Source organism: Ensifer sp. Root1252, assembly GCF_001425885.1.
Taxonomy (GTDB): Bacteria; Pseudomonadota; Alphaproteobacteria; order Rhizobiales; family Rhizobiaceae; genus Ensifer; species Ensifer canadensis.
This window is the reverse complement of the sequence record NZ_LMDT01000022.1, coordinates 1-20,914: the sequence shown is the minus strand read 5'-3', so window position 1 is coordinate 20,914 and position 20,914 is coordinate 1. Positions and strand designations below refer to the sequence as shown.

At 61.8% G+C, this 20,914-nt stretch carries 22 protein-coding genes and 2 pseudogenes; 13 read left to right on the top strand and 11 right to left on the bottom strand.

Features of this window, described 5'->3' with window-relative positions; genetic code table 11:
* Positions 1-72: 72 nt before the first annotated feature.
* Entirely contained in the window at positions 73-1,353 is a 1,281-nt protein-coding gene (locus ASD02_RS21055; RefSeq protein ID WP_225906524.1) for a sugar ABC transporter substrate-binding protein, read from the bottom strand.
* Between the two features lie 206 nt (positions 1,354-1,559).
* Here ASD02_RS21055 and ASD02_RS21050 point away from each other — a divergent pair, with 206 nt between their 5' ends.
* Entirely contained in the window at positions 1,560-2,348 is a 789-nt protein-coding gene (locus ASD02_RS21050; protein WP_025428736.1) for an IclR family transcriptional regulator, read from the top strand.
* 117 nt (positions 2,349-2,465) lie between these two features.
* Positions 2,466-3,302 (top strand): amidohydrolase, encoded by an 837-nt coding sequence (locus ASD02_RS21045; protein WP_057221277.1) that lies wholly within the window; start codon positions 2,466-2,468, stop codon positions 3,300-3,302.
* Between the two features lie 118 nt (positions 3,303-3,420).
* Here ASD02_RS21045 and ASD02_RS21040 read toward each other — a convergent pair whose 3' ends face one another.
* From ASD02_RS21040 to ASD02_RS21020, 5 genes are all read right to left on the bottom strand, one after another.
* Positions 3,421-4,557, bottom strand: a complete 1,137-nt coding sequence (locus ASD02_RS21040) for an ABC transporter substrate-binding protein (RefSeq protein ID WP_057214708.1) — start codon at positions 4,555-4,557, stop codon at positions 3,421-3,423.
* Positions 4,554-5,714 (bottom strand): CaiB/BaiF CoA-transferase family protein, encoded by a 1,161-nt coding sequence (locus ASD02_RS21035; RefSeq protein WP_025428733.1) that lies wholly within the window; start codon positions 5,712-5,714, stop codon positions 4,554-4,556. Before ASD02_RS21035 ends, ASD02_RS21040 begins: the two co-directional genes overlap by 4 nt.
* A gap of 8 nt (positions 5,715-5,722) precedes the next feature.
* On the bottom strand, positions 5,723-6,274 hold the full coding sequence (locus tag ASD02_RS21030) for a MaoC family dehydratase (RefSeq protein WP_025428732.1): 552 nt from the start codon (positions 6,272-6,274) through the stop codon (positions 5,723-5,725).
* A gap of 272 nt (positions 6,275-6,546) precedes the next feature.
* The gene (locus tag ASD02_RS21025; RefSeq protein WP_025428731.1) at positions 6,547-7,098 is read right to left on the bottom strand and encodes an MgtC/SapB family protein; all 552 of its coding nucleotides are present in this window, start codon (positions 7,096-7,098) and stop codon (positions 6,547-6,549) included.
* Positions 7,099-7,213: 115 nt separating this feature from the next.
* The gene (locus tag ASD02_RS21020) at positions 7,214-7,624 is read right to left on the bottom strand and encodes a pseudoazurin (RefSeq protein ID WP_156408442.1); all 411 of its coding nucleotides are present in this window, start codon (positions 7,622-7,624) and stop codon (positions 7,214-7,216) included.
* A 264-nt stretch (positions 7,625-7,888) separates the two neighbouring features.
* Here ASD02_RS21020 and ASD02_RS21015 point away from each other — a divergent pair, with 264 nt between their 5' ends.
* The 6 genes and pseudogenes from ASD02_RS21015 to ASD02_RS20995 all read left to right on the top strand — a co-directional run bounded on the left by ASD02_RS21015 (position 7,889) and on the right by ASD02_RS20995 (position 11,290).
* The gene (locus ASD02_RS21015; protein ID WP_234907940.1) at positions 7,889-8,470 is read left to right on the top strand and encodes a MarR family winged helix-turn-helix transcriptional regulator; all 582 of its coding nucleotides are present in this window, start codon (positions 7,889-7,891) and stop codon (positions 8,468-8,470) included.
* A 15-nt stretch (positions 8,471-8,485) separates the two neighbouring features.
* Positions 8,486-8,722, top strand: a complete 237-nt coding sequence (locus tag ASD02_RS38395) for a hypothetical protein (protein ID WP_156407982.1) — start codon at positions 8,486-8,488, stop codon at positions 8,720-8,722.
* The gene (locus ASD02_RS21010) at positions 8,709-9,257 is read left to right on the top strand and encodes a peroxidase-related enzyme (RefSeq protein WP_057208047.1); all 549 of its coding nucleotides are present in this window, start codon (positions 8,709-8,711) and stop codon (positions 9,255-9,257) included. Before ASD02_RS38395 ends, ASD02_RS21010 begins: the two co-directional genes overlap by 14 nt.
* Positions 9,258-9,310: 53 nt before the next feature.
* A pseudogene (locus tag ASD02_RS21005) lies at positions 9,311-9,784 on the top strand (redoxin domain-containing protein); the annotation flags it as partial.
* Between the two features lie 98 nt (positions 9,785-9,882).
* Positions 9,883-10,590: a glutamine amidotransferase gene (locus tag ASD02_RS21000; protein ID WP_198956849.1), complete on the top strand. Its 708-nt coding sequence runs from the start codon at positions 9,883-9,885 to the stop codon at positions 10,588-10,590.
* Positions 10,580-11,290 carry an MOSC domain-containing protein gene (locus ASD02_RS20995; RefSeq protein ID WP_057208052.1) on the top strand — a complete coding sequence of 237 codons (711 nt, stop codon included), beginning with the start codon at positions 10,580-10,582 and terminating at the stop codon, positions 11,288-11,290. The genes ASD02_RS21000 and ASD02_RS20995 overlap by 11 nt, the downstream gene beginning before the upstream one ends.
* 49 nt (positions 11,291-11,339) lie before the next feature.
* On the opposite strand, the gene ASD02_RS20990 is transcribed toward ASD02_RS20995, so the two are convergent.
* Entirely contained in the window at positions 11,340-12,773 is a 1,434-nt protein-coding gene (locus ASD02_RS20990; protein ID WP_244494254.1) for an FAD/NAD(P)-binding protein, read from the bottom strand.
* A complete protein-coding gene (gene ssuD, locus ASD02_RS20985) occupies positions 12,770-13,939 on the bottom strand; it encodes an FMNH2-dependent alkanesulfonate monooxygenase (RefSeq protein WP_057208056.1) in 1,170 nt (389 codons plus the stop codon). The genes ASD02_RS20990 and ssuD overlap by 4 nt, the downstream gene beginning before the upstream one ends.
* A gap of 185 nt (positions 13,940-14,124) precedes the next feature.
* Between ssuD and ASD02_RS20975 the strand changes: the two genes are divergently transcribed.
* From ASD02_RS20975 to ASD02_RS20960, 4 genes are all read left to right on the top strand, one after another.
* A complete protein-coding gene (locus tag ASD02_RS20975) occupies positions 14,125-14,673 on the top strand; it encodes a flavin reductase family protein (protein ID WP_057208060.1) in 549 nt (182 codons plus the stop codon).
* Positions 14,674-14,850: 177 nt separating this feature from the next.
* Positions 14,851-15,858, top strand: coding sequence for a taurine ABC transporter substrate-binding protein (tauA, locus tag ASD02_RS20970; RefSeq protein WP_057208062.1), 1,008 nt, complete (start codon positions 14,851-14,853; stop codon positions 15,856-15,858).
* A 99-nt stretch (positions 15,859-15,957) separates the two neighbouring features.
* Positions 15,958-16,755, top strand: a complete 798-nt coding sequence (locus tag ASD02_RS20965) for an ATP-binding cassette domain-containing protein (RefSeq protein WP_057221287.1) — start codon at positions 15,958-15,960, stop codon at positions 16,753-16,755.
* Positions 16,752-17,588 carry an ABC transporter permease subunit gene (locus ASD02_RS20960; RefSeq protein ID WP_057214696.1) on the top strand — a complete coding sequence of 279 codons (837 nt, stop codon included), beginning with the start codon at positions 16,752-16,754 and terminating at the stop codon, positions 17,586-17,588. The genes ASD02_RS20965 and ASD02_RS20960 overlap by 4 nt, the downstream gene beginning before the upstream one ends.
* A 19-nt stretch (positions 17,589-17,607) precedes the next feature.
* Here the strand turns inward: ASD02_RS20960 and ASD02_RS20955 are convergent, their stop codons facing one another.
* The 3 genes from ASD02_RS20955 to ASD02_RS20945 form a co-directional block, all read right to left on the bottom strand.
* On the bottom strand, positions 17,608-19,014 hold the full coding sequence (locus ASD02_RS20955; RefSeq protein ID WP_057221276.1) for an FAD/NAD(P)-binding protein: 1,407 nt from the start codon (positions 19,012-19,014) through the stop codon (positions 17,608-17,610).
* A 347-nt stretch (positions 19,015-19,361) separates the two neighbouring features.
* Positions 19,362-19,967 carry an alpha/beta hydrolase gene (locus ASD02_RS20950; protein WP_057221275.1) on the bottom strand — a complete coding sequence of 202 codons (606 nt, stop codon included), beginning with the start codon at positions 19,965-19,967 and terminating at the stop codon, positions 19,362-19,364.
* A gap of 264 nt (positions 19,968-20,231) precedes the next feature.
* Positions 20,232-20,474 (bottom strand): hypothetical protein, encoded by a 243-nt coding sequence (locus ASD02_RS20945; protein WP_057208070.1) that lies wholly within the window; start codon positions 20,472-20,474, stop codon positions 20,232-20,234.
* Positions 20,475-20,516: 42 nt separating this feature from the next.
* Between ASD02_RS20945 and ASD02_RS20940 the strand changes: the two are divergent.
* Positions 20,517-20,914 (top strand): annotated as a pseudogene (locus tag ASD02_RS20940) (molybdate ABC transporter permease subunit); the annotation flags it as partial.

Below are 20,914 nucleotides of genomic sequence, written 5' to 3'. Positions count from 1 at the left end.
CAGGGAGTTACGCAGTAAATGACGAAGGCGGCGCCGACACCTTGGTATCGGCGCCGCCTTCCTTGTCTCTACTTACAGCTTTCCGGCGTCTTCCAGGATGCCGGTCGCCTTTTCGGCGGCAGTGTCGAGCGCTTCCTTCGACGTCTTGTCGCCGAGGATGGCGGCCTGGAGTTCAGGATAGACGGCGTTGGAGATTTCGATCCATTCTGCAGTCTGCGGAACCGGGAATGCATGCTTTGCCGCTTCCTGGAAAGCCTGCAACACCTCGGTCTTGTAGGCATCGCCCTCGGCGGCCTTGATGTTGTATTCCCAGACGGCGGTGCGCGTCGGCAGCGGACCGGTCGCCGATTCCAGCTTCTGGCTATCCTCGTTGGTCAACCACCAGACGAGCGAAGCTGCCGCTTCCTTGTTGGCGCAGTCCTCGGTGACCGAGAAGCCGTGGTGCCCGGACCAGCCCGTGCGCTTGCCCGAGGAACCTGCCGGCTGAACCTTGACGCCGACATTGCCGGCAACCTTCGACGACTTCGGATCGTTGAAGAAGCTCGCCCAGCCAGGCCAATCGAGATTGACGGCGATCGAGCCGGAAGCAAAGCCCTGGCCGAGATCGTCCCAGAGGTAGTTGGTCGTGCCCGGAGGAACGGCCTTGTCCTTGTAGAGCTTGACGAACCAGTCGAGCGCCCGGATGCCGGCTTCGGAATTGAAGGCCGGACGTCCATCCTTGTCGAGGTATTCGCCACCTTCGGCGACCAGCATTTCATAGAAGCGGCCATTGATGGCCTCTTCCTTGCCGGCAAACTGCGTACCGTAGAAGTTCGGCGGGGCCGCGAAGAATTCTGCCTGGTCGCTGACCTGCGCCCAGGTATCCGGCGGCGTGAGGTCGTAGCCGTATTTTTCCTTGAAGGCGGCCTTCTTGGCATCGTCCTGGTAGAGGCTCTTTTGATAGTAGAGCGCCGACACGTCGAACTGCGCGCGTGGAAGCATGACGAGCTTGCCGCCGAGCGTCGAGGCGTCGATGACAGCCGGCACGAACTTTGCGATTTCTTCCGGCGGAAGCAGTGCCAGGAGATCGGTATAGATGTCGGGGTATTGCGGGGCGAAGGAAGAGTGGTTGGAACCGACGCACCAGCTGATACCGCCCGTGGCGATATCCGACTTGATCTCCTTGTCGAGTTCGAAGTGATTCTTCTTCGACAGGATATTGACCTTGGCGCCGGTCGCCTTCTCCCATTCGGCGATGCGCTCATAGAGCTTTTCGTATTGCTGTCCGCCGATCAGCTTGGCGTCGATGGTGACGCCTTCGAACTTGCCGGGCAGTTCCGCGGCGCTGGCCGCTCCCACTGCGCAGGCAAGCATGATGACTCCGGCCGAGACGCCGGAAAGCAGCCTGTTCATAACCTCTCCTCCACTGTAGCGCGCCCTCATCCCGGCCCGCATTTCTCATTTGTGAGAAACTAATTCATATACAAACAACAATTTTATCGCTCGTCAAGGGTGAACTTTCTTTTGTCGGCGGCTTTCTCTGCGTATATGGATATCGATATTCACTAAGGAGGACGCCCATGGACACCGAAGAGTCCGATCGCTACCGCGCCCCCGCGCTGGACAAGGGACTTGATATTCTCGAACTGCTGGCGAGCGTCGATGGAGGCCTGACGCAGGCGGAAATATCGAAAAGGCTCAATCGGAGCCCGAACGAATTCTACCGGATGCTCGACCGGCTCGTGCGCCGCGGCTACGTCACGCGAATCGATGGCGATCGCTATTCCCTGACGTTGAAGCTTTTCGGCCTGGCCCAGCTTCACGCACCGGTGCGGCGGCTGGCCTCCTATGCGACGCCACTGATGCGCGATCTTGCCCAGCGATCGAAGCAGGCCAACCAGTTGGCCGTGTTCGATCGCGGCTCGGCCGTGGTCATCGCCCAGCAGGAAGCGCCTGATTACTGGGGTATCTCAATCAGGGTCGGCTCACATATCAGCCTGTTCGATACCGGCTCCGGTCACATCCTGCTCGCCTTCCGCACGCCGGAGGAACGGGAAATGATGATCGCCGAGCACGCGCGCAGCAAGGACGAGATTTCGCTTGGTCCGGAATTCTATGCACGGCTCGACCAGATCCGCGAGCGTGGCTACGAAATGATGGCAAGCGCCCAGACGGCCGGCGTCTACAACCTCTCGGCCCCCATTCTCGGCCCCGACGGCCGTGGCATCGCGGCCTTGACCATTCCCTATATTGCGCTGGTCAATGCGCCATCTGCGCCTGATATCACCGAGACGATCTCGCTCCTGCGCAGCGCGGCGACACAGCTCTCGGTGCTCGCGGGATCGGATGTGGCGCAATCGTCGGAATGAGCAGGTTCCGGATCTACGGTCGGCACACGACGTCCGCGATCGCTGCATACTGTCAATTTCTTATTTGAATGATCTCTTCTCGTGTGAGAGTGTGAGGCGTACGGAGGATACCGCATCGTGATCGTCGACACCCATCTGCATCTCATCAACAAGTCCGCGTTGACCTATCCCTGGCTGACGGGCGTCCCGGCGCTGGATCGCGATTTCCTCTATTCGACCTATGAGGCGGAGGCTCGGCGTGTCGGCATCGAGACGGCGTTGCACATGGAAGTCGATGTCGACCCAGGCGAAATGGAATTGGAGACGTCAGAAGTTCGGCAACTCTCGCAAAGAGCGGGCAGTCTGCTCAAGGGGGCAATTGCCGCGTGCCGGCCGGAAGAGGACGGCTTTGCCGCCTATCTCGAACGGCAACAGGACGATCCCCTCGTCAAGGGGTTTCGCCGTGTCCTGCATGTGGTCCCGGACGATCTGTCGGACGGCGCCCTCTTCCGCGAGAACATCAGGCGGCTTGGCGGTAACCGTTTTACCTTCGATCTCTGCGTCCTGCCGCACCAGATCCCCAAAGCGATTGCCCTTGCCGATCTCGTGCCCGATCTGCAGTTCGTGCTCGACCATTGCGGCGTTCCCGATATCCGCAGCGGCGCCGAACATCCCTGGCGTGACCATATGCGCGAGATCGCAAAGCGGCCGAACGTGGTTGCCAAGATATCCGGCGTCGTCGCCTATGCGGATGAAAGCTGGAATGTCGAGACGCTACGACCTTACGTCGAGCATACAATCGGCACCTTCGGCTGGGACCGCGTCGTCTGGGGCAGCGATTGGCCCGTCTGCACGCTCGGCGCCAACCTTTCAACCTGGGTTGCGACCACTCACGCGTTGCTGGAGCACTGCAGTGCGGACGAGCGGACAAAGCTGCTGTCGGCAAACGCACGTCGAATCTGGAATCTCGCGTAAGGAAGCAACGCGGCCCATTGTGGCCACCCACCCGCACGACAAAGCCTGAAACCGTTAGGTCGGCCTTTTTTTGCTGAACACCGGAGATGAGCCGATCGCTTATCTCCGGTGTTTCTCTTTACGCCGCCGCGAAGCTTTCGGTGAAAAGCCGGTTGAGATCGTCAACGACCTGTCGCGCCTTCTCCTTGCGCAATAGCCCGTCATTGATGCGATCCGAGGCCGCCTGCTGGAACGGCATGTAACCATCGTGTCGGGGACGCACCCAGGCGGTTTCGAGCGTCGCACGGGTCGCGCGATAAAAGTTTGATGTCGCCGCGTTCACCGCATCGTCGTCCCAGGCGTCGCCGTGTCCCGGCTGTCCGCCGCCAAAGGCGTAGGCCTGGCGCTGGACCGCACCGCTTGCAACCCAATAGGCAAAGTCGGTCGCGGCGTCGATGGACGACGAGAAGCCGGAGACGGCAATGCCCGTTCCGCCAAGCGCCGAACCGCTTGGGCCATGCTGGCCCGCGACCGGAATGTCGCCAAACCGGATGAGCGACGGCCGGAAACCGGCAACCGAGTAGCTGACGTAGCCGTAGATTAACGGCGCGCAGGCGGCTTTTGCCTCCGGGGCCGACATCGCCTCCAGCACCGCGATCGGATCCATCGCGAAGCAGGCGGGGTCGATCAGCGATACAAGCTCGGAGAGCATCTCGAAGGCGGCAACGCCTCCGTCACGGTCCACCAGGTCCGCTTGTCCGCTCACTGCGCAGGGGTGACCGAGATTGCCGCAGAGCGTGTAGAAGCTCATCAGCGAATGCGGCGGTCGCAGCGGCAGCAGCACCGCACCCTTGCGCGCGAGGTCCAACATGCCGGACCAGCTCGAAACACGCTCTCCGAGATCAGGGCGCCAGGCCTGGACCTGTGCCGCGGCATCGATCGGAAAGGCCCATTGACGCCCATTCCAGCCATAGCTCGGATAGGATTGCCCGACCGACCCGGCTGCAAGCACGGAACGTTCCGCTTCTCGACCGGCCACATCAAGAGGCGCAAGGCACCCTTCATTGGTGATCTGCCCGACATGCGGGTGATCGATGACGATCAGATCGTATGCCTTGGCGAGCTCCTCGACCGGATAGGTCTCGAAATCCTGCAGCGAGCGCTTCTCCCAATGGATGGCAACCCCGGTCTTTTCCTGCCAGAGCCTCGAACAGGCCACCATAGGGTCGTAACCGCGTGGATGGCTCCACGTCATTCCCTTGAGGGTGACGGTCATAGGCCGAACTCCTTCCGGATCGATGCACTGTGTTCGCCGATTCTCGGGGCAGCGCGATCGACCTGGGCGCGCCGACCGTTGACCCGCAGCGGCGAACGCGTGGTCAGGATCGACACGTCGTCTTCGCGGTTGACCGTCTGCAGCATGTCGAGGGTGCGGAAGCCGTCGCTTTCCAGCAGTTCGTTCCAGTTGAGCACGCGAGCGCACCAGATGTCGGCCGGCTCGAGCACGGCCAGCCAATGGTCCACCGTGTTTTCGCCGATGCGCTCGGCGATCAGGGCCTTAATCTCGTCCCTTGCGGAAAACCATGAAGACGGGTCGTCGCAATAGGGTGCGAGCTGCGGCATCTCCAGGAGGTCGGCAAGTTTCGAGATCGGCGTCATCGCGATGGCGAGGTAGCCGTCCTTGGCGGGGTAGACCCCGTAGGGCGCCGACAGATAGGCGTGTGCGCTGCGGAAATCCGAGCGCTTCGGCAGCCGCCTGCCGTCGTTGAGATGGGTCGTCAGCACCTCGAACTGGAAGTCGACCAGTGCTTCGAGCAAGCTGGTTTCAATCAGGCTGCCCTTGCCGGAGATGCCGCGGCGGACGAGGCCGGCAAGAATGCCCTGGGCCGCTGCAGCGCCGGCAAGCATATCGCCAATGGCAAGACCGAAGGGGACCGGCCCTTGCGCTTCGTCGCCATTCAGCCACATCACGCCGGAACGCGCCTGCGCCAGCAGGTCCTGACCAGGCCGCTTGACCCAGGGACCCTCCTCTCCATAACCACTGATCGAAGCGTAGACGATGCGCGGGTTGATCGCCCGAACGGCCTCGTAGTCCAAGCCCAGCCGTTGAATGACGCCAGGTCGGAAGTTCTGGATCAGGACGTCGGCCTTGGCGAGCAGCGCCTTCAGCGCCGCGACATCGGATTCGTCCTTGAGATCGATTGCCAGACTTTCCTTAGCGCGATTGATCGCATGGAAGATGGTGGAATCGCCACCGATCTCGGTGTCGCTGAGATAGAGGCGGCGCGATAGATCGCCGCCATCCGGGCGCTCGATCTTGATGACGCGCGCGCCCAGGTCCATCAGCCGTAGAGAGCAATAGGGACCGGAGAGAAACTGGCTCATGTCGACGACGACAAGGCCGGCCAAAGGCAGTTCGTTTTCCTCGTGCATCGCTGTTCTTATTTCTCTGTCTTGCCGACGAAGTCAGCCGGATTGTTGTACTTCACCGTCTGCAGATGCTCGCAGTAGAGCACCAGCTCACCCTCGTTCTTGAAGACCTGATAACTGGCCCGGATCAGGCCCAGCTCCTTGTAGCGCGGTGTTTTGTCCATGTTGGTGCGGATCGTGTAGATCGTGTCGCCCAGAAAGACCGGCTTGATGAAGCGCAGCTTGTCATAGCCGTAGGAAAAAGCGTTGACGCAGTTGGTAGCGACGAGGCCGAGGCCGGCCGAAAAAACGAAGGCGCCAGCCACCAGTCGGCGGCCGAAGATGCCTTCCCGTTCCGCGAACATCTGATCCTGGACATAAGGGTGGATGTCGACGACCAGCGTGTTGAACAGGTGGCTGTCGCTCTCGGAGATCGTCCGGCGCAACGAGCGGATGCGCTGGCCGACCGGCCAATCCTCGTAAAACCAGTTTTCGGCATTCCACACCGGAAGGGCAGCGTGATCCTCCGGCATGTCGGTGGGGCGTGTCGTAGACACGCCAACGGTTGGCGAGAATTCATTCATGAGAAAACCCTGCGCTGGCTCGTATCCGCATTGGCAGCTGGCAGCGAGTGGTCGCGCTTATCATATGGGCGCGGCTGTGCTGGTTGGGCATTATCTCCTCCATGAATTTTCTTATGTAAAGATACTGTTCACATATGGAGGCCTTTTGCAAGATGCAAATGACCATTGCGCCCGGCCTGATCTGCCGGCCAAGAAAGCCATGGATCGAAAGAAACGCTGCAGAGCCGGTGAGTGAAAAATGGTGCCGTCCCAAGCGGCGCAGGATGCGAAATCTATCGGGTGGTCTTGCGGATGCGGCTCACCTTCTCGTCGCGAGGCTTGGATGCCTGAGGTTGAGGGCCGGGTTGCTCTTCCTCCTCAACTACCGCTTCGAGCCTGCCGACGACGGAAAGAACAAGAAAGGCGGATCCTGTCGCAAAGGCAGCGATGATCCAGTGGCCGAAGCCGAGAGCGAGGCCAATGGCGCCCGCCAACCACAGACTACCGCCGGTCGTCAGGCCCTGGACCTGTCCGCGCGACAGTACGATGGTGCCCGCCGCAAGAAAGGCGACGCCCGCGGTGACCGCTTCAACGACGCGCAAGGGATCGATCCGGACCCGCTCGTCTATGAAGCCCTTCATATAGACGCTTTCAAGCGAGATGACTGCAAAGGTGCAGGCGGCGAGGCACACGAGCATGTGCGTCTTGAGACCGGCCGGGCGGGCTTTGGCTTCACGCTCGAAGCCAATGATCGAGCCCATCAGCAAGGCCCCGAGAATGCGCGCGAAGATGACCGGATAGGGAATCTGCGACGGCGGAAACATGTCTGCTACGATTTGCTCCATGCGGAACCAACGCGAGTGCTTCGCATTGGTTCCGCATGATGGCGCCGCCTTCCGCCCGGTGGGCGGCGCCGTCGAGCGGCCCGTCCCCGCCCGCTCGTTTCAGTGTGGCTTTGCTTTAGTTGCCGAGTGCTGTGAATGCGGCGTCCAGCCGTTCCTGCGCCTTCTTCGGGTTCTTGGTGCCCTTCGCCGCTGCGAGGTTGGCCGGGCTGTCGCCGACCTGAACCAGGCCGACCATGCCCATGCCGTAGTGCGGCGTGCATTTCACGCCGTAGATGCCGGGTGCAGTGAAGGTCACCTTGTAGTTTTCGTTGATTTTGCTCTTGAATGCCTCTGCGCCATCCGGGATCATGCCCTTGATCGTTTCGACGTTGTGGCCCTTGTCGGTCGGGATGAACGTCACCGTGTCGCCGGCCGCAACCTTCAGCGACGCAGGTTCAAACACCATCGCGCCTTCCTTGCCCTTGTTGAGCATGTGCACTTCGAAATCCGCGGCGGTTGCGGGCGCAGCGATAAGCATGACCGCCATTGCGAGGCCCAATCCGCTCTTGATTGCTTTCAACATCGTCTTCTCCGTTTGACCGAGCAGCCCGTGCTTGGGTTGTTCGCCGCAGTATTAGTCCGAAGGCCGTGCACCTAATTTGATGCGCGTCAAATTGGATGCGGATTCCCGGCGACGGTGAATTGACACTAAATAGGACTCCTATATATATCAGGAATGGCAAAGAACACGACAACACCGCCTGCAATTATCGACCGCATAGGCGACGGGTTCGCACGGATAGCGACGGCGATGCGGACCGAAGCATGGACGGCAGCCGACGTGATCGGGTTGAACCCGACACAACTGCAGATCCTGATCTTTCTGGTGGGCCGTGGCAAAGCTGGCATGCGCGTCAAACAGATCGCAGCCCATCTCGGCGTCAGCCAACCGACTGCGACGGATTCGATCAATGCACTGACGCGCAAGGGTTTTGTCGAGAAGCTGGCGGACCCTTCGGATGCGCGGGCCGTAGCGGTGGCCGCGACGGCCGAAGGCGAGGCCGCCGTGCGCCGCGCCGGCATGATTGCCTCGGCGACAGACGCTGCCTTTGCGTCGCTATCGACGCTCGAACAGGAAGATCTGCTGCTTCATCTGGTCAAGATCATCCGCACGCTGCAGGCGTCCGGCGCCATCCCGGAACAACGCATGTGTGTGAACTGCCGATACTTCCAGCCCAATGCCTATCCGGGTTCGAAAGAGCCGCACCATTGCGCCTTCGTCAACGCACCGTTTGGCCAAGCGGATTTGCGCATCGATTGCGGCGAATACGAAACGGCAGACGCCTCAAGCCAGGCCGCCGCCTGGAAGATATTCAACCGTGGCGCGGCCTGAGGTGGGGCAGATGCAATGAAGTACACCACCGACCCATCATTTGTTTCGACCAATGGACCGGCGCTGCCACGCCCCAGCGTGCTGACGTCGGCACCAGGACAAACCGCTTCACCCTCGGGACCAAAGGATTTCACCGCATTCAAGCGCGCTTTCGGCCCCGATGATGTCGGCGCCGGCCCGTCGACTGCCATCGGCGGACCGGCATTTTCTCCCTCCACGCAAATAGAAAGAGAAAACCATGAGCAGAATTAATCTAGTTGACCCCAAGACGGCAACCGGTGCCAGTGCAGAACTGCTGGGCAGCATCCACGCGGCCTTCGGCGCGACACCGAACATGTTCAAGGCGGTGGCCAATTCCCCGGCGGCACTTGCCAGCATGTGGGGTTCGTTCGGCGCGCTTGGCAATGGCCGGCTCGGCGCCAAACTCGGCGAGCAGATTGCCGTCGCCGTCGCTGACCGCAATGATTGCCACTATTGCCTGGCGGCGCATACGGCTCTCGGCCGCAAGGCCGGCGCGACAGCGCAGGACATGGCTGACGCCCAACGCGGCCACTCCGCTGATCCGAAGACCGCGGCGGTGCTTTCATTCGTCCGCATCCTGGTCGACGAACGCGGTCAGGTCTCGGATGCTGACGTCAAGGCGTTGCGCAATGCCGGCTTCGACGATCAGGACATTGTCGAGATCATCGCGCACGTGGCGCTCAATCTCTTCACCAACTACATCAACGTGGCCCTCGCCGTGCCGGTCGATTTCCCCGGCGTCAAGCTCGTGCGCGAAGCGGCCTGACATCCCGCCGGGCAGGTCCTGCCTGCCCGGCCCCTCCCAAAAGGAATGGCCTCATGATCGCTGATCTCTCAAATCAGGCGCCGGAACTGGACGTGAGCAACTGGTTCAACACCGCAACGCCGCTGAGCCTCGGCATGCTGCGCGGACGCGTCGTCTTCATCCACGCCTTTCAGATGCTTTGCCCCGCCTGCGTATCGTACGGATTGCCGCAGACCCAGCGCGTGCAGCGGCTGTTTCGCGACACCGATCTCCAAGTGATCGGCCTGCACACGGTTTTCGAACATCATACGGCGATGGGTCCGGAGGCCCTCAAGGCGTTCATCCACGAATACCGTCTAAGCTTTCCGATCGGCGTCGACGCGGCATCACCCGATACGCCGATACCGCGCACGATGCAGGGCTACGGCATGCGTGGCACGCCCACGACCATCATCATTGGCCGCGACGGCAAGGTCCGCCACCATCGATTCGGGATCGAGGACGATCTGCTCGTCGGAGCTTGGCTGGCGACAGCACTTGCAGAACCGCTGCCGGCAACGACTGTGCCGGTGGACATCGCCGGCTGCACGACTGACGGCTGCGCAATTCCCGATGAGATTTCACGTCGAATAGAGACAGGAAAGCGATGACACTGAAATCGGCCCTGGTGATCAGGCATGTTCATTTCGAGGATCTCGGCACCTTTGCCGCTCCCCTTCGCGCTGACTACGGGATAGAATACCGCGATGTCGGAACCGCCGATTTTCTGGATTTCGCGCCGGACGCCCCCGACCTTGTCGTTGTACTCGGCGGACCGATCGGCGCCTACGAGGACCGGACCTACCCGTTTCTGCAGCGGGAGGTCGAGGTGCTAGCAGCACGACTGAAGACCGGTCGGCCGACCCTCGGCATCTGCCTTGGCGCGCAACTGATTGCGCGCGCAAGCGGCGCGCGGGTCTTTCCATTGGGGATCAAGGAGATCGGTTTCGACCCGATCAGCCTTAGCGAGGCCGGCCGTGCTTCTCCGCTTCGTCATCTGGATGGCGTGCCGATGCTGCATTGGCACGGCGATACCTACGATCTTCCCGCCGGCGCCACTTTGCTGGCGTCGACCCCAAAGACCGTGCAGCAGGCGTTTTCCATCGGCAACAATATTCTCGGGCTTCAGTTTCACCCCGAGGCGGATGCGGGAGTGGCGTTTGAGCGGTGGCTGGTCGGTCACGCCTGCGAGCTGGTGGCGGCAAAGATCGACATCGGAAAACTTCGCGACGATGCGACGCAATACGGGGCCACACTAGCGACGGCCGCCGACTCGATGATGACGGCATGGTTGGAGCAGTTGCATGCGGCCTGAGCAAATAAAGCCGATTGCCCTCAATGCATTGCTGGTGGGTTCACTGACCGCCATCGATGAACGCGGGACGCAAAGCGGTATCGACAAGAAGCCGGTCGCCGGGGCGTTGCACCTGTCGCCGACCGGCTTCGTTGGCGATCACCAGGGCGACCTTAAACGACACGGCGGCATCGAGAAGGCTGTGCACCACTACCCCGGCGATCATTACCGGCTCTGGCGGTCGGAGATCGGCCCGGCAGCGGTTCTCGATCACCCTGGAGCGTTCGGCGAAAACCTGTCGACATCCGGACTGACGGAAGATGATGTGGCCGTCGGAGATCGGTTTCGCCTGGGCCGTGCCCTGCTCGAAGTCAGCCAGGGCCGGCAGCCGTGCTGGAAACTGAACAAGCGCTTCGGTCAAAGCGACATGGCCCGCCGTGTCCAGCAATCCGGTCGCACCGGATGGTACTACCGCGTGATCGAGGAAGGGCGCGTTTGCGCGGAAGACGCCCTCGCTCTGGTCGAGCGCCGATACCCGACTTGGACCATCAGGCGACTCTGGCATTACCTCTACGTCGACACGATGAACCGGGACGCCCTTCAGGAGATTGCCAACCTCGATATCTTGCCGACGAACTGGCGCGACTACGCGATCAAGCGGCTGGCGACCCGCAAGGTCGAGGACTGGACGCGGCGTCTTGAGGGCCAGCACGAAGGGTAGATGTGGCCCCGGCTTGCTTGCCCGGCAAACGTAGAAAGCCTGCTCTGTGTCAGGCGATTTGCACCGCAGGCCTCGACCGGGACTGGCTTGCGAGACGCTGCGCGACCTGATGAGCGACGAAGATCGCATGATCATTCACCTGCGGCAGCCCCATCAACTCGCCGAATGTGCCGCGGGCAAGCGGGCCGGCGATGAAAAGCGCGTCGTCGCTTTTTCCGTCGCGGTCGGCTGCGCGGCTTTGTTCATCGCAGGCAAGGCCGAGGCCCACCCCATCCAGTTGCAAATGGCCAGCATCGGCCATATCGGCCAGCCAACCCTGGCTCCTGAGGATAGCCGTGTGCGCCGGGCCGGTGGTCACGACGCAGGCGTCAAATGTCATCTGCTCGCACTTGCCGGTATGACGGTGTCTAACCTCGGCGGTGATGGTCTCGCCGGCCCGGGCTATCTCTTTCACCGATCCGCCAAGAACCCTCACATCGCCGTGGTCAAGCCCTTGGCCGATGACCGCATCTATCTGTGGTGCGACCCGGAAGCGATGCACATCCCAATAGGGCCTCAGGTGGCGAACAAGTCGTTTTCGCTCCGGGATAGGTAGGGCTCCCCAGATTTCGCCGCCCTGGGCGCGCAACGCGTCGAAAACCGCGTGCCAGCTATGACCCGCCGTCGGCGCCTCCTGAACTGCCTGGCGTATCCTACGCAACAGCGAACGAGCGGTTCGCGAAGGATCGGTGACGAAATCGCCAAATGGCTCCTGCGCCGTTGTCGCGTGTCCCCTCGACCGAAGCCCCCGGCGGGAAAGGGCGGTGATCGGCCCTCGGTGGCCGTTTCGTCTGAGCGAGGCGATGACATCGGCCGAAGTCAGTCCGTTGCCGATCAGGAGGACGCGATCCTCCCCGCGGATTACGGATAGGGCGCCTGACAATGTCGAGTCGGCGACGAAACGTGGATGGCTGGCGAGCGCCTTGGCAATGTGCCGGGGTGCACACGGTGCCGGGTGGGTCGTGGCAACGATGGCGATGTCGGCCAGGATATCAGTTCCTCCATCGGCCGCGATCCGCCATTGCTCGCCCGTCCTGACGATCTGGGCCACCCGTTCGTGACAGTGCTGGACCTGACCGCTCCGAAGAAAAGGTGCGATGAAGTCGCCGACATAGCGGCCGAAGACCGCGCGCCGAGGGTAGAGATTCCCGTCTTCGGTCAGCGCATCCTGGTCGTCGCGCGGCTCACCTTCAGCGGCCAGCCAGTGCAGAAAATCGTCCGGCTCATCCGGTATCAGGCTCATGCGCGCCGCCGGTACGTTGATGCGATGCGCCGGATCGGAGGTGTCGTAGGCAAGACCGGCACCCAGGCGCCCCCGAGGCTCGAAGACGATGATATCGACCGCCTGACCGGTCGTGTTCTTGGCTAGGTTGGCGGCAACCGCCGCCCCGGTGAAGCCACCGCCGATGATTGCGACAACCGGTCGGCGGGGTCGACGCTTCACGATTGCGACACCTTGAGCTTGGGCCTGTGGTCGCCGGCAATGGTCTCGCCGAACGGACCGGTATTGATCGATGTTTCGCGCGCGGGAACCGCGTGACCAAGCGGCAGGTTTGGCAGCACGAGCTCGCCGAAGCGATAGGCCTCCTCCAGGTGCGGGTAGCCAGACATGATGAACGTATCGATGCCGATCTCGCGGTACTCTTCCATCCGCGCCTTGACCTGATCCGGATCACCGACAAGGGCGGTGCCCGCACCGCCGCGCACAAGCCCGACGCCGGCCCAGAGGTTGGGCGCCACCTCGAGCTTGTCGCGCCGGCCGCCATGCAACCGGCTCATACGACTTTGACCTACCGAATCCATACGCTCGAACACCTTTTGTGCCGCGGCGATCGTCTCGTCATCGACATATTGTATCAGGTCGTCGGCCGCCCGCCATGCTTCCTTTGCGGTCTCGCGCACGATCACATGCAGCCGGATGCCAAATGTAACTTCCCGGCCCTCGGCCTCAGCCAGTGCGCGCACTTCGGCAATCTTTCTGGCGACATCTTCCGGTGGCTCACCCCAGGTCAGATATTTGTCGATCGTTCTGGCCGCCACCTCCTGGCCCTTGCCCGAGGAACCGCCGAAATAGAGCGGCGGATGCGGCGTCTGCACCGACTGGAACAGCAGCTTGCCGCCTTCGATATCGAAATGTTTTCCCTTGAAAGTAACGTCTTCGCCGCGAAGGACTGATTTGTAGACGTTGAGAAACTCCTCGGTGACTTCGTAGCGCTCGCCATGCGACAGGTGGATGCCATCGCCCTTGTTTTCCGTCGGGTCGCCGCCCGTCACCACGTTGATCAGCAGCCGTCCCTCGGAAAGCCGGTCGAGCGTTGCCGTCATCCGGGCTGCCAGCATCGGTGAAAGCAGTCCAGGCCGCACCGCAATCAGGAAGCGCAGCTTCTCGGTCAAGGGTGCCAGGGCTGACGCCACCACCCAGCTGTCCTCGCAACTGCGGCCAGTGGGGATCAACACACCGTAGTAGCCCAGCGCATCGGCAGCCTGGGCGACCTGTTTCAGATAGTTGAGGTCGACATTGCGCCCTCCCCGTGATGTGCCGAGATAGCGGCTGTCGCCGTGAGTGGGCAGGAACCAGAGAACGTTGACTTTGTCAGGCGTGTTGCTCATGCGAATTCTCCTCGGACACGATCGACGGCAGGCGCCAGACAGGGCCGGCAGTCCAAAAAAGATAAACTCTATAAAATTTATTGACAATGAAAAATCCGGCGATCATTTTTGAGTAGAGGAAAAATTTTTTCCCGGATCGCGGCTTCACGACCGGGAAGCAGGTCAAATTTTTCGAGGATTTTGCCATGAACATCGCTCTCGCCGCTTCCAGTGCATTCACGACATCAAGTCATGCGATCGATCGCCCTAACCCCATCACGCCATCGGAACTGAAATCCGCCATGCGCAACCTGTCGGGCGGCGTCTCGGTCATCACCGCCGGTATCGGCGACGATCGCACAGGCGCGACGGTAACGTCGGCAACGGCGCTTTCGGTCGATCCACCGACGATGATCGTCAACATCAACCGGACGTCATCCACCTGGCCGGTGATCGAGCGTTACCAGCATTTCTGCGTCAACATTCTCGCAAGCCAGCAGCAGCACGTGGCCGAGCGCTTCGCGGGCTTTGGTGGTCTCAAAGGCGCGGCACGCTACGGCGGCGCAGACTGGCGGACCCTCGTCAGCGGCGCTTCCGCCCTGAATGGGGCACTTGCCGCGATCGATTGCGAAGTCGAGGAGATCATCGAGCGTCATAGCCACGCCATCATCCTGGGACGGGTCCTGGCGATTGCGGCAGGCTCAGGCGAACCCGTCCTCTACCACAGCGGCCGTTACGGCAGTTTCCTGCCGTAACTGGAGGGGACCACGTTCGAGCGGGCAAAGATGATGCCCAATCGACCGAAGTTTGGAATGGCTTCATACCCCGTCGCACAAACGGGGTATTTTTTATCTCTATAAAATCCATGGGTTTTGAGATTATCAATACAGGCTCCACGACGGGGCCATCGGCAAACCGTTGAGGAGCAGGCAATGACAATAGCAAGACGTACCCTTCTGGTATCAACCGCAGCGCTGGTGTTGGCGACGCAGGGACTGCTTGCGGCTCAGGCCGCGGACACCACACTGACCATCGGTTATCAGCCGATCGTCGAGCCGTCGCGCGTGCCGCAGGCCGATGGCACGTATGAGAAGGTGACCGGCGCGAAAATCAACTGGCAGAAGTTCGACGGCGGCGCCGATGTCATCGCTGCGCTTGCATCCGGCTCGATCGATATCGGCTATGTCGGCTCGTCGCCGCTGGCGGCTGCGGCAAGCCGGGAACTGCCGTTCGAAACCATCTTCGTCGTCGGCCTGATCAGCGACGCGGAAGCCCTGGCCGTCAAGGGCGTAAGCAAGCCCGAAGAACTCGCCGGCAAGAAGATCGCAACACCCTTCGTGTCGACGGCTCACTACAGCCTGCTGACGGCGCTGAAGCACTGGAACATCGATCCTAAATCGGTGGAGATCCTCAACCTGCGCCCGCCGGAAATTGCGGCGGCCTGGCAGCGTGGCGACATCGACGGCGCCTATGTCTGGGATCCGGTGCTGTCCGAGATCAAGAAGACATCGACCGTCTTGGCCACCTCTGCCGACGTTGCCCAGTGGGGTGGCCCGACCTTCGATGCCTGGATCGTCAGCAAGAAATTCGCCGAAGAACATCCGGATATCGTCACCGGGTTCGTCAAGGTGACCGGTGATGCCTATGCCGACTACCGGGCCAAGCCGGAGACATGGAATGCCACATCGGAGCAGGCCGAAAAGATCGCCCGCCTGACCGGCGCCAAGCCGGAGGACGTGCCCGCCCTGCTCAAGGGATATTACTTCCCATCATTGGAGGAGCAGGCAACATCCGATCTTCTCGGCGGCGCAACGGCCAAGGCCATTGCAGAAACGTCGGCCTTCCTGCTCGAGCAGCAAAAGATCCCGGCAGTTCTGACCGATTATGGCCCTTACGTTTCGGCGCGCTGGGCGCAGGAAGCCGCCAAGCTCTCGTTCTGAGCAAGGCGGGATTGCCGCGGGAACGGTTGGCGACACGACTGAGGGCGTGAAACGCTAGCCCATCCTCCGGCCCACTTCATGGATCATGGGGACGACAAAATGTCCGTGCTTGCGCTCGAGAATATCTCTTTACGATACGCGCCTGGCGAAGGGCGATCGCAAGCGCCGCTGGTTCTGGATCGGATCAATCTGGAGATTGCCGGCGACGATTTCGTCGTGGTCATCGGCAGATCCGGTTCGGGCAAGACGAGCCTGCTCAATCTGGCGGCCGGCTTCTTGACGCCAAGCAGCGGCCGGATCGCGCTTGATGGCCGGTCGCTGTCCGGCCCCGGTTCCGGCCGCGCCGTCGTCTTTCAGGATGATGCGCTTTACCCATGGCTGAGCGCGATCGACAATGTTGCATTCCCTTTGCGCCTGCGGGGTGTCGGCAAGGGCCAACGATTGAAGGAAGCCCAGTCGCTGCTGGAGCGCGTCGGTTTGCCGGATGCGGCAGAGCGCAAGGTCTGGGAGCTTTCCGGCGGCATGCGCCAGCGTGTCGGCATTGCCAGAGCCCTGGCTTCGCAGCCACGGTTCCTGCTGATGGACGAGCCGCTCGGCGCATTGGATGCGCTGACGCGTGTGCGCATGCAAGGCTTTCTCCTGGACATGTGGCGGGCCAGCCGGGCCGGTGCACTGCTCATCACACACAGCATCGATGAAGCCTTGATGCTAGCGACGCGCATCGTCGTCTTGACCGCGAACCCGGGCCGGATCGCCAAGATCATTCCGGTCAGCTTCGGTCGGGACTATCTCTCCGGAATACCTCAAAACGAGCTGCGCGCCGCTGCCGAATTCAAGCGGTTGCACGATGATTTGACCGGTCTCATTCATTCCGAAGACGAAGGTGTGGCAGCATGACCCTTTCCCTGGAAGCGACGTCCACCCGCCCCGATCCAAGCGGCGAAATCGAGGTCAAGCCGCCACGCACGCTGCCCGTTCTTTGGATTTCAGCGGCAACGGTCGCCGCGCTGGTCGGCCTTTGGAGCCTCGTCTCAGCCTATGGCCTGGTGCCGCCGCTGTTCCTGCCATCGCCGCTCGCCGTCCTTCGGGCGCTGAGCGGCCTGACGCTTACGGGCTTTGTCGACGCGACGCTCGTCCAGCATATCGCCGCCAGCCTTTCGCGCATCTTCGGTGCGCTCGGCGTGGCACTCATCCTCGGCGTGCCTGCAGGCCTGGCGATCGGCACCAGCCGCTGGGGCAAGGGCATCCTCGATCCGATCGTCGAGTTTCTGCGTCCGCTGCCGCCGCTCGCCTATCTGCCCCTCGTCATCATCTGGCTTGGTATCGGCGAGGCATCGAAGATTGCCGTGATTGCGCTCGCAATGCTGCCGCCGATCATTCTCTCGACGGCTGCGGGCGTGAAATCCGCGTCGCCCGACCACATCAATGCCGCGCGCGCCTTCGGCGCATCGCGACGGCAATTGCTGCTGCATGTGATCCTGCCGGGCGCGCTGCCATCCATTCTCACCGGCACACGCATTGCGCTCGGCGCCGGTTGGTCGACCCTAGTTGCCGCCGAGCTCGTGGCGGCAACACGCGGCCTCGGTTTCATGATCCAATCGGCGGCCCAGTTCCTGGTCACCGACATCGTCATAGCCGGCATCGTGGTGATCGCTGCCGTCGCCTTCCTGTTTGAAGTCGTTGCACGACGGATCGAGCGGCGGCTGGTGCCGTGGTCGCACCACCGCTGACGGGCAACCACGGCTCTTCCTATGCAGACTTCTGCGTCGCCCGGCGGCGCGTGGCGATCAATCGGGCGGCAGCATAGGTTTGCGTGACGATCTCGGGCACCAGATCGATATCGGGCAGGCTGCCGAGACCCAGGGGGCCGATCGCGTAGAGGTTGGCCGTTGGATGGCTGTCCGAAAGCACCTCGCCGGCCGGGCTGACGGCGAGGCCGAGCCCGAGCTCGTCCGGCTGCGCCAGACCGCCGGCAAAGAGGTTCTGAATGACCGGGGCCTTGAGGTCAGGCGCAGAGCAGCGACAGTCGATGACCTGATCTGCCACCAGCAGATCTTCCTTCGGCGCTCCTGCCCAGCGAACCATGAGCCCGTCGGGCCGGCGCCGCCCGGCCCAGCCCTTGCGTACCACGGTGCGGCCGTCGGCCAGTTCCTGCTGCAGTCGCAGGTGCATTGGCGCCGGCAGGCGGTTGCGATGGCTGTCGTAGATCGAGCGCAGATGACGGTTGAACTGACGCTTCTCCTGTTCTGGCAGAGCTTGCCACAGAGAACGCGCGCGGCGCCGGAGCCCGTTCATGGCGGCCTGCCAGCTCAGACCGTTGGCCTCTGCCTCGGCGCAGGCTTGCCTGACGAAGCGGACGATGTCGCGTAGCCTCGTCGGCATCGGATCCACCGGGAAAGTCGGCGCTGCTGAAAGCCGCGTGTGCGATTGCGGCAGAAACCCATGCCGCGAAATGATGGTGATCTCGCCGGCATAGCCGTTGTCGCGCATTTGCAGCAGGCGATCGACGACACGCACCCCGCTGCCGAGCAGCACCGCATGGCGCGGCACCACCAGACGCCGCGCTCTCACCAGGGGACGCTCATCGTCCGCAACCTCCATTTCAAGCGTGCGGATACCGAATCCGGTGGCGAGTGCCGCAACGTCGCATTCGATCGAGCCTTCTTCCTGCACAACCAAAAAACGCCCGGATGGCAGCTTTCGCAGGCCCAGCACCGCCTGGCAGGAGAGCTGCATGGAGATATCCGGTCGCCGCGTCAACGCTTCGGAAAAGCGCTGGTAGACATAGTCGCTGAAGATACTCTTCGGCACGAAGATCTGCTGGAAGCCTGGAATGGCGGCAGAGACGGCGGAGCGAAAATCCTGGTTGGCACAAAGCCACTCGTTGAAATCCTCCGGCTGTCCGGCGGCCACCGACAGATCGCGCACGCGGCTATTGAGGATTTCGCCGCTCTGGGCGGCGGCCATGACCTGCCCGCCACTGATGGTTGGTTGCGGGTCAAAGAGATGAACATGAAATGCTGTTCGCACCGACTTCATCAGCGCGATCGCCATCATGATCCCCGAGAAGCCGCGGCCAATGATGGCAATGCGCGGCTTTTCCCGAGGGCTGTCACTGTCGGGCGAAATCTTGGCAAACAATCCGTGGACAGTCATGTGAGCTCCCTTGTAGCCTGACTGCGGTCAGCCGGCAAAGTTTGAAACGCATGGCTGTTCCGATCCCGAACACGGATCGGACCTTGGGGTATCGCCCAGCACCGAGATCGGCCGCTGACGGGGCTCAAATCTGCAGTGTCGGGGATGGTGCCGCCAGCCGCATGGGCCGGCGAGTAGGTATCCGTTGTTCTGGCTGGCCTGGCACCTCGGCACATGGTCATCCCTATACGGCATACTCTATAAAGTTTATGCGCTATTAGAACGCGATTTCCAGCGGACATCAAGCCCTTTGTGTCGCCACTGTGTTTCGAGACCGCAAGTACAAGGTGAGACCGCGCCGGTATTTATCAGCCAGCGACGACGCGACCCTCTCGGTTTTCAGCGATTTGTGCAGCGCTCGCCGGGGGCTGTTCGCGCCGTGCGATGCCATTCAGGACTGTCAGCAGGTCATAGCCGCGCGACCACCGGCCGAAACCGCTGGCGACATTGATGTGCCCGGCATGACCGAGATCGACGAGCCGGCTGCCCCAGCGGGTCGAGATATGCCGCAATCGATCAAACGACATATAGGGGTCGTTGAGGCTGCCGACGATCAGGCTCGGAAACGGGAACGGATGCTCGGGCATGGCGCCGAACGCGATCGAGCCGGGATGCAGCCGCCCCGTCACGTCTAGATCGCAGGGTGCCACCAGAAGCGCGCTTCTGATCTGCCGTGCCAGCGGTCTTCGCGCCAGGCTGGCAACGAGGATGCAGCCCAGGCTGTGGGCAACAACGTCCACAACACCGTGACGGAGAATGGCGCGCTCCAGCGCGTCACGCCACCGCTCGAGCACCGGATGGTCCCAGTCATCTTGCTCGACGAGCGTCGCCCGCGGCTGGTCGTCCAGCCAGTGACGCTGCCAGTGCCCCGCGCCCGAGCCGAAAAGACCGGGGATGATCAAGGTTTTTGCCATGGTATCAGCCTCTTGCGACACGGGCCAAGTGACGGTGCGCCGATCGTCTTCCTATCAAACAATTCATGGGGCGATTATGCGAAGGCAACTGGCACGAAGTAAGCAAGGAATACCCATTATCCATAAAATCTATAGCATCACTTTCTTCGACTTTGATTCAGCCCACTGAAATTGCCGTATCGGCTGTGGAACAATGCTTGAGGCAGAGTGTTTCTTTTGTCGCGCTTCTCAGCGAAATCAGTTTCGTTTTGAGGCCCCCGGCAGTCAAAAATTGCGTTGTTGGTGCCTGCGAAATTGATAATTTGACGCGAGGACTTCGGCGGCAAGCGCAATCGAAGTTTTGAGGAGTGGTGCTGTGTTCGGCCAACTCGACAAGCCGGGCGAAAGAACAGCAAGGTTGGCGGCGGACCAGATAGGTTTTGCCCGACCGGCGGTGCTAAGGCGTCGGGTTTGTTTGAGCTTGATCGGAATGGCGATCGCCTGGTTGGAAACGGCCGGGTCGATCATTGAGGACCGCCTGGTCTTTTTACCTTGGGCATGAGAGGTGAGTTGGATTTGAGAAAGCATGGCCACAACAGGCGCTGGCGGTTTCGTCAGCCGAGCGTGCTTCCGGGGTTCGGTCTGGCGCTCGGCGTCACGCTGGCCTGGCTGGTGCTGATCATCCTCATTCCTTTGTCGGGATTGATCTGGCGCTCGAGCGGCCTCGGCTGGTCGCAGTTCATGACGCTGGCGCTCGACACCCGCACGCTCAATGCCTTGCGCATCAGTTTCGGCACGGCCTTTGTCGCCGCCATCGTCAATCTGATCTTCGGCGTCATCCTCGCCTGGGTGCTGGTGCGCTATCGTTTCCCCGGCAAGCGGGTGATCGACGCCATGGTCGACCTGCCGTTCGCGCTGCCGACGGCGGTCGCCGGCATTGCGCTGGCGACACTGTATGCCCCGAACGG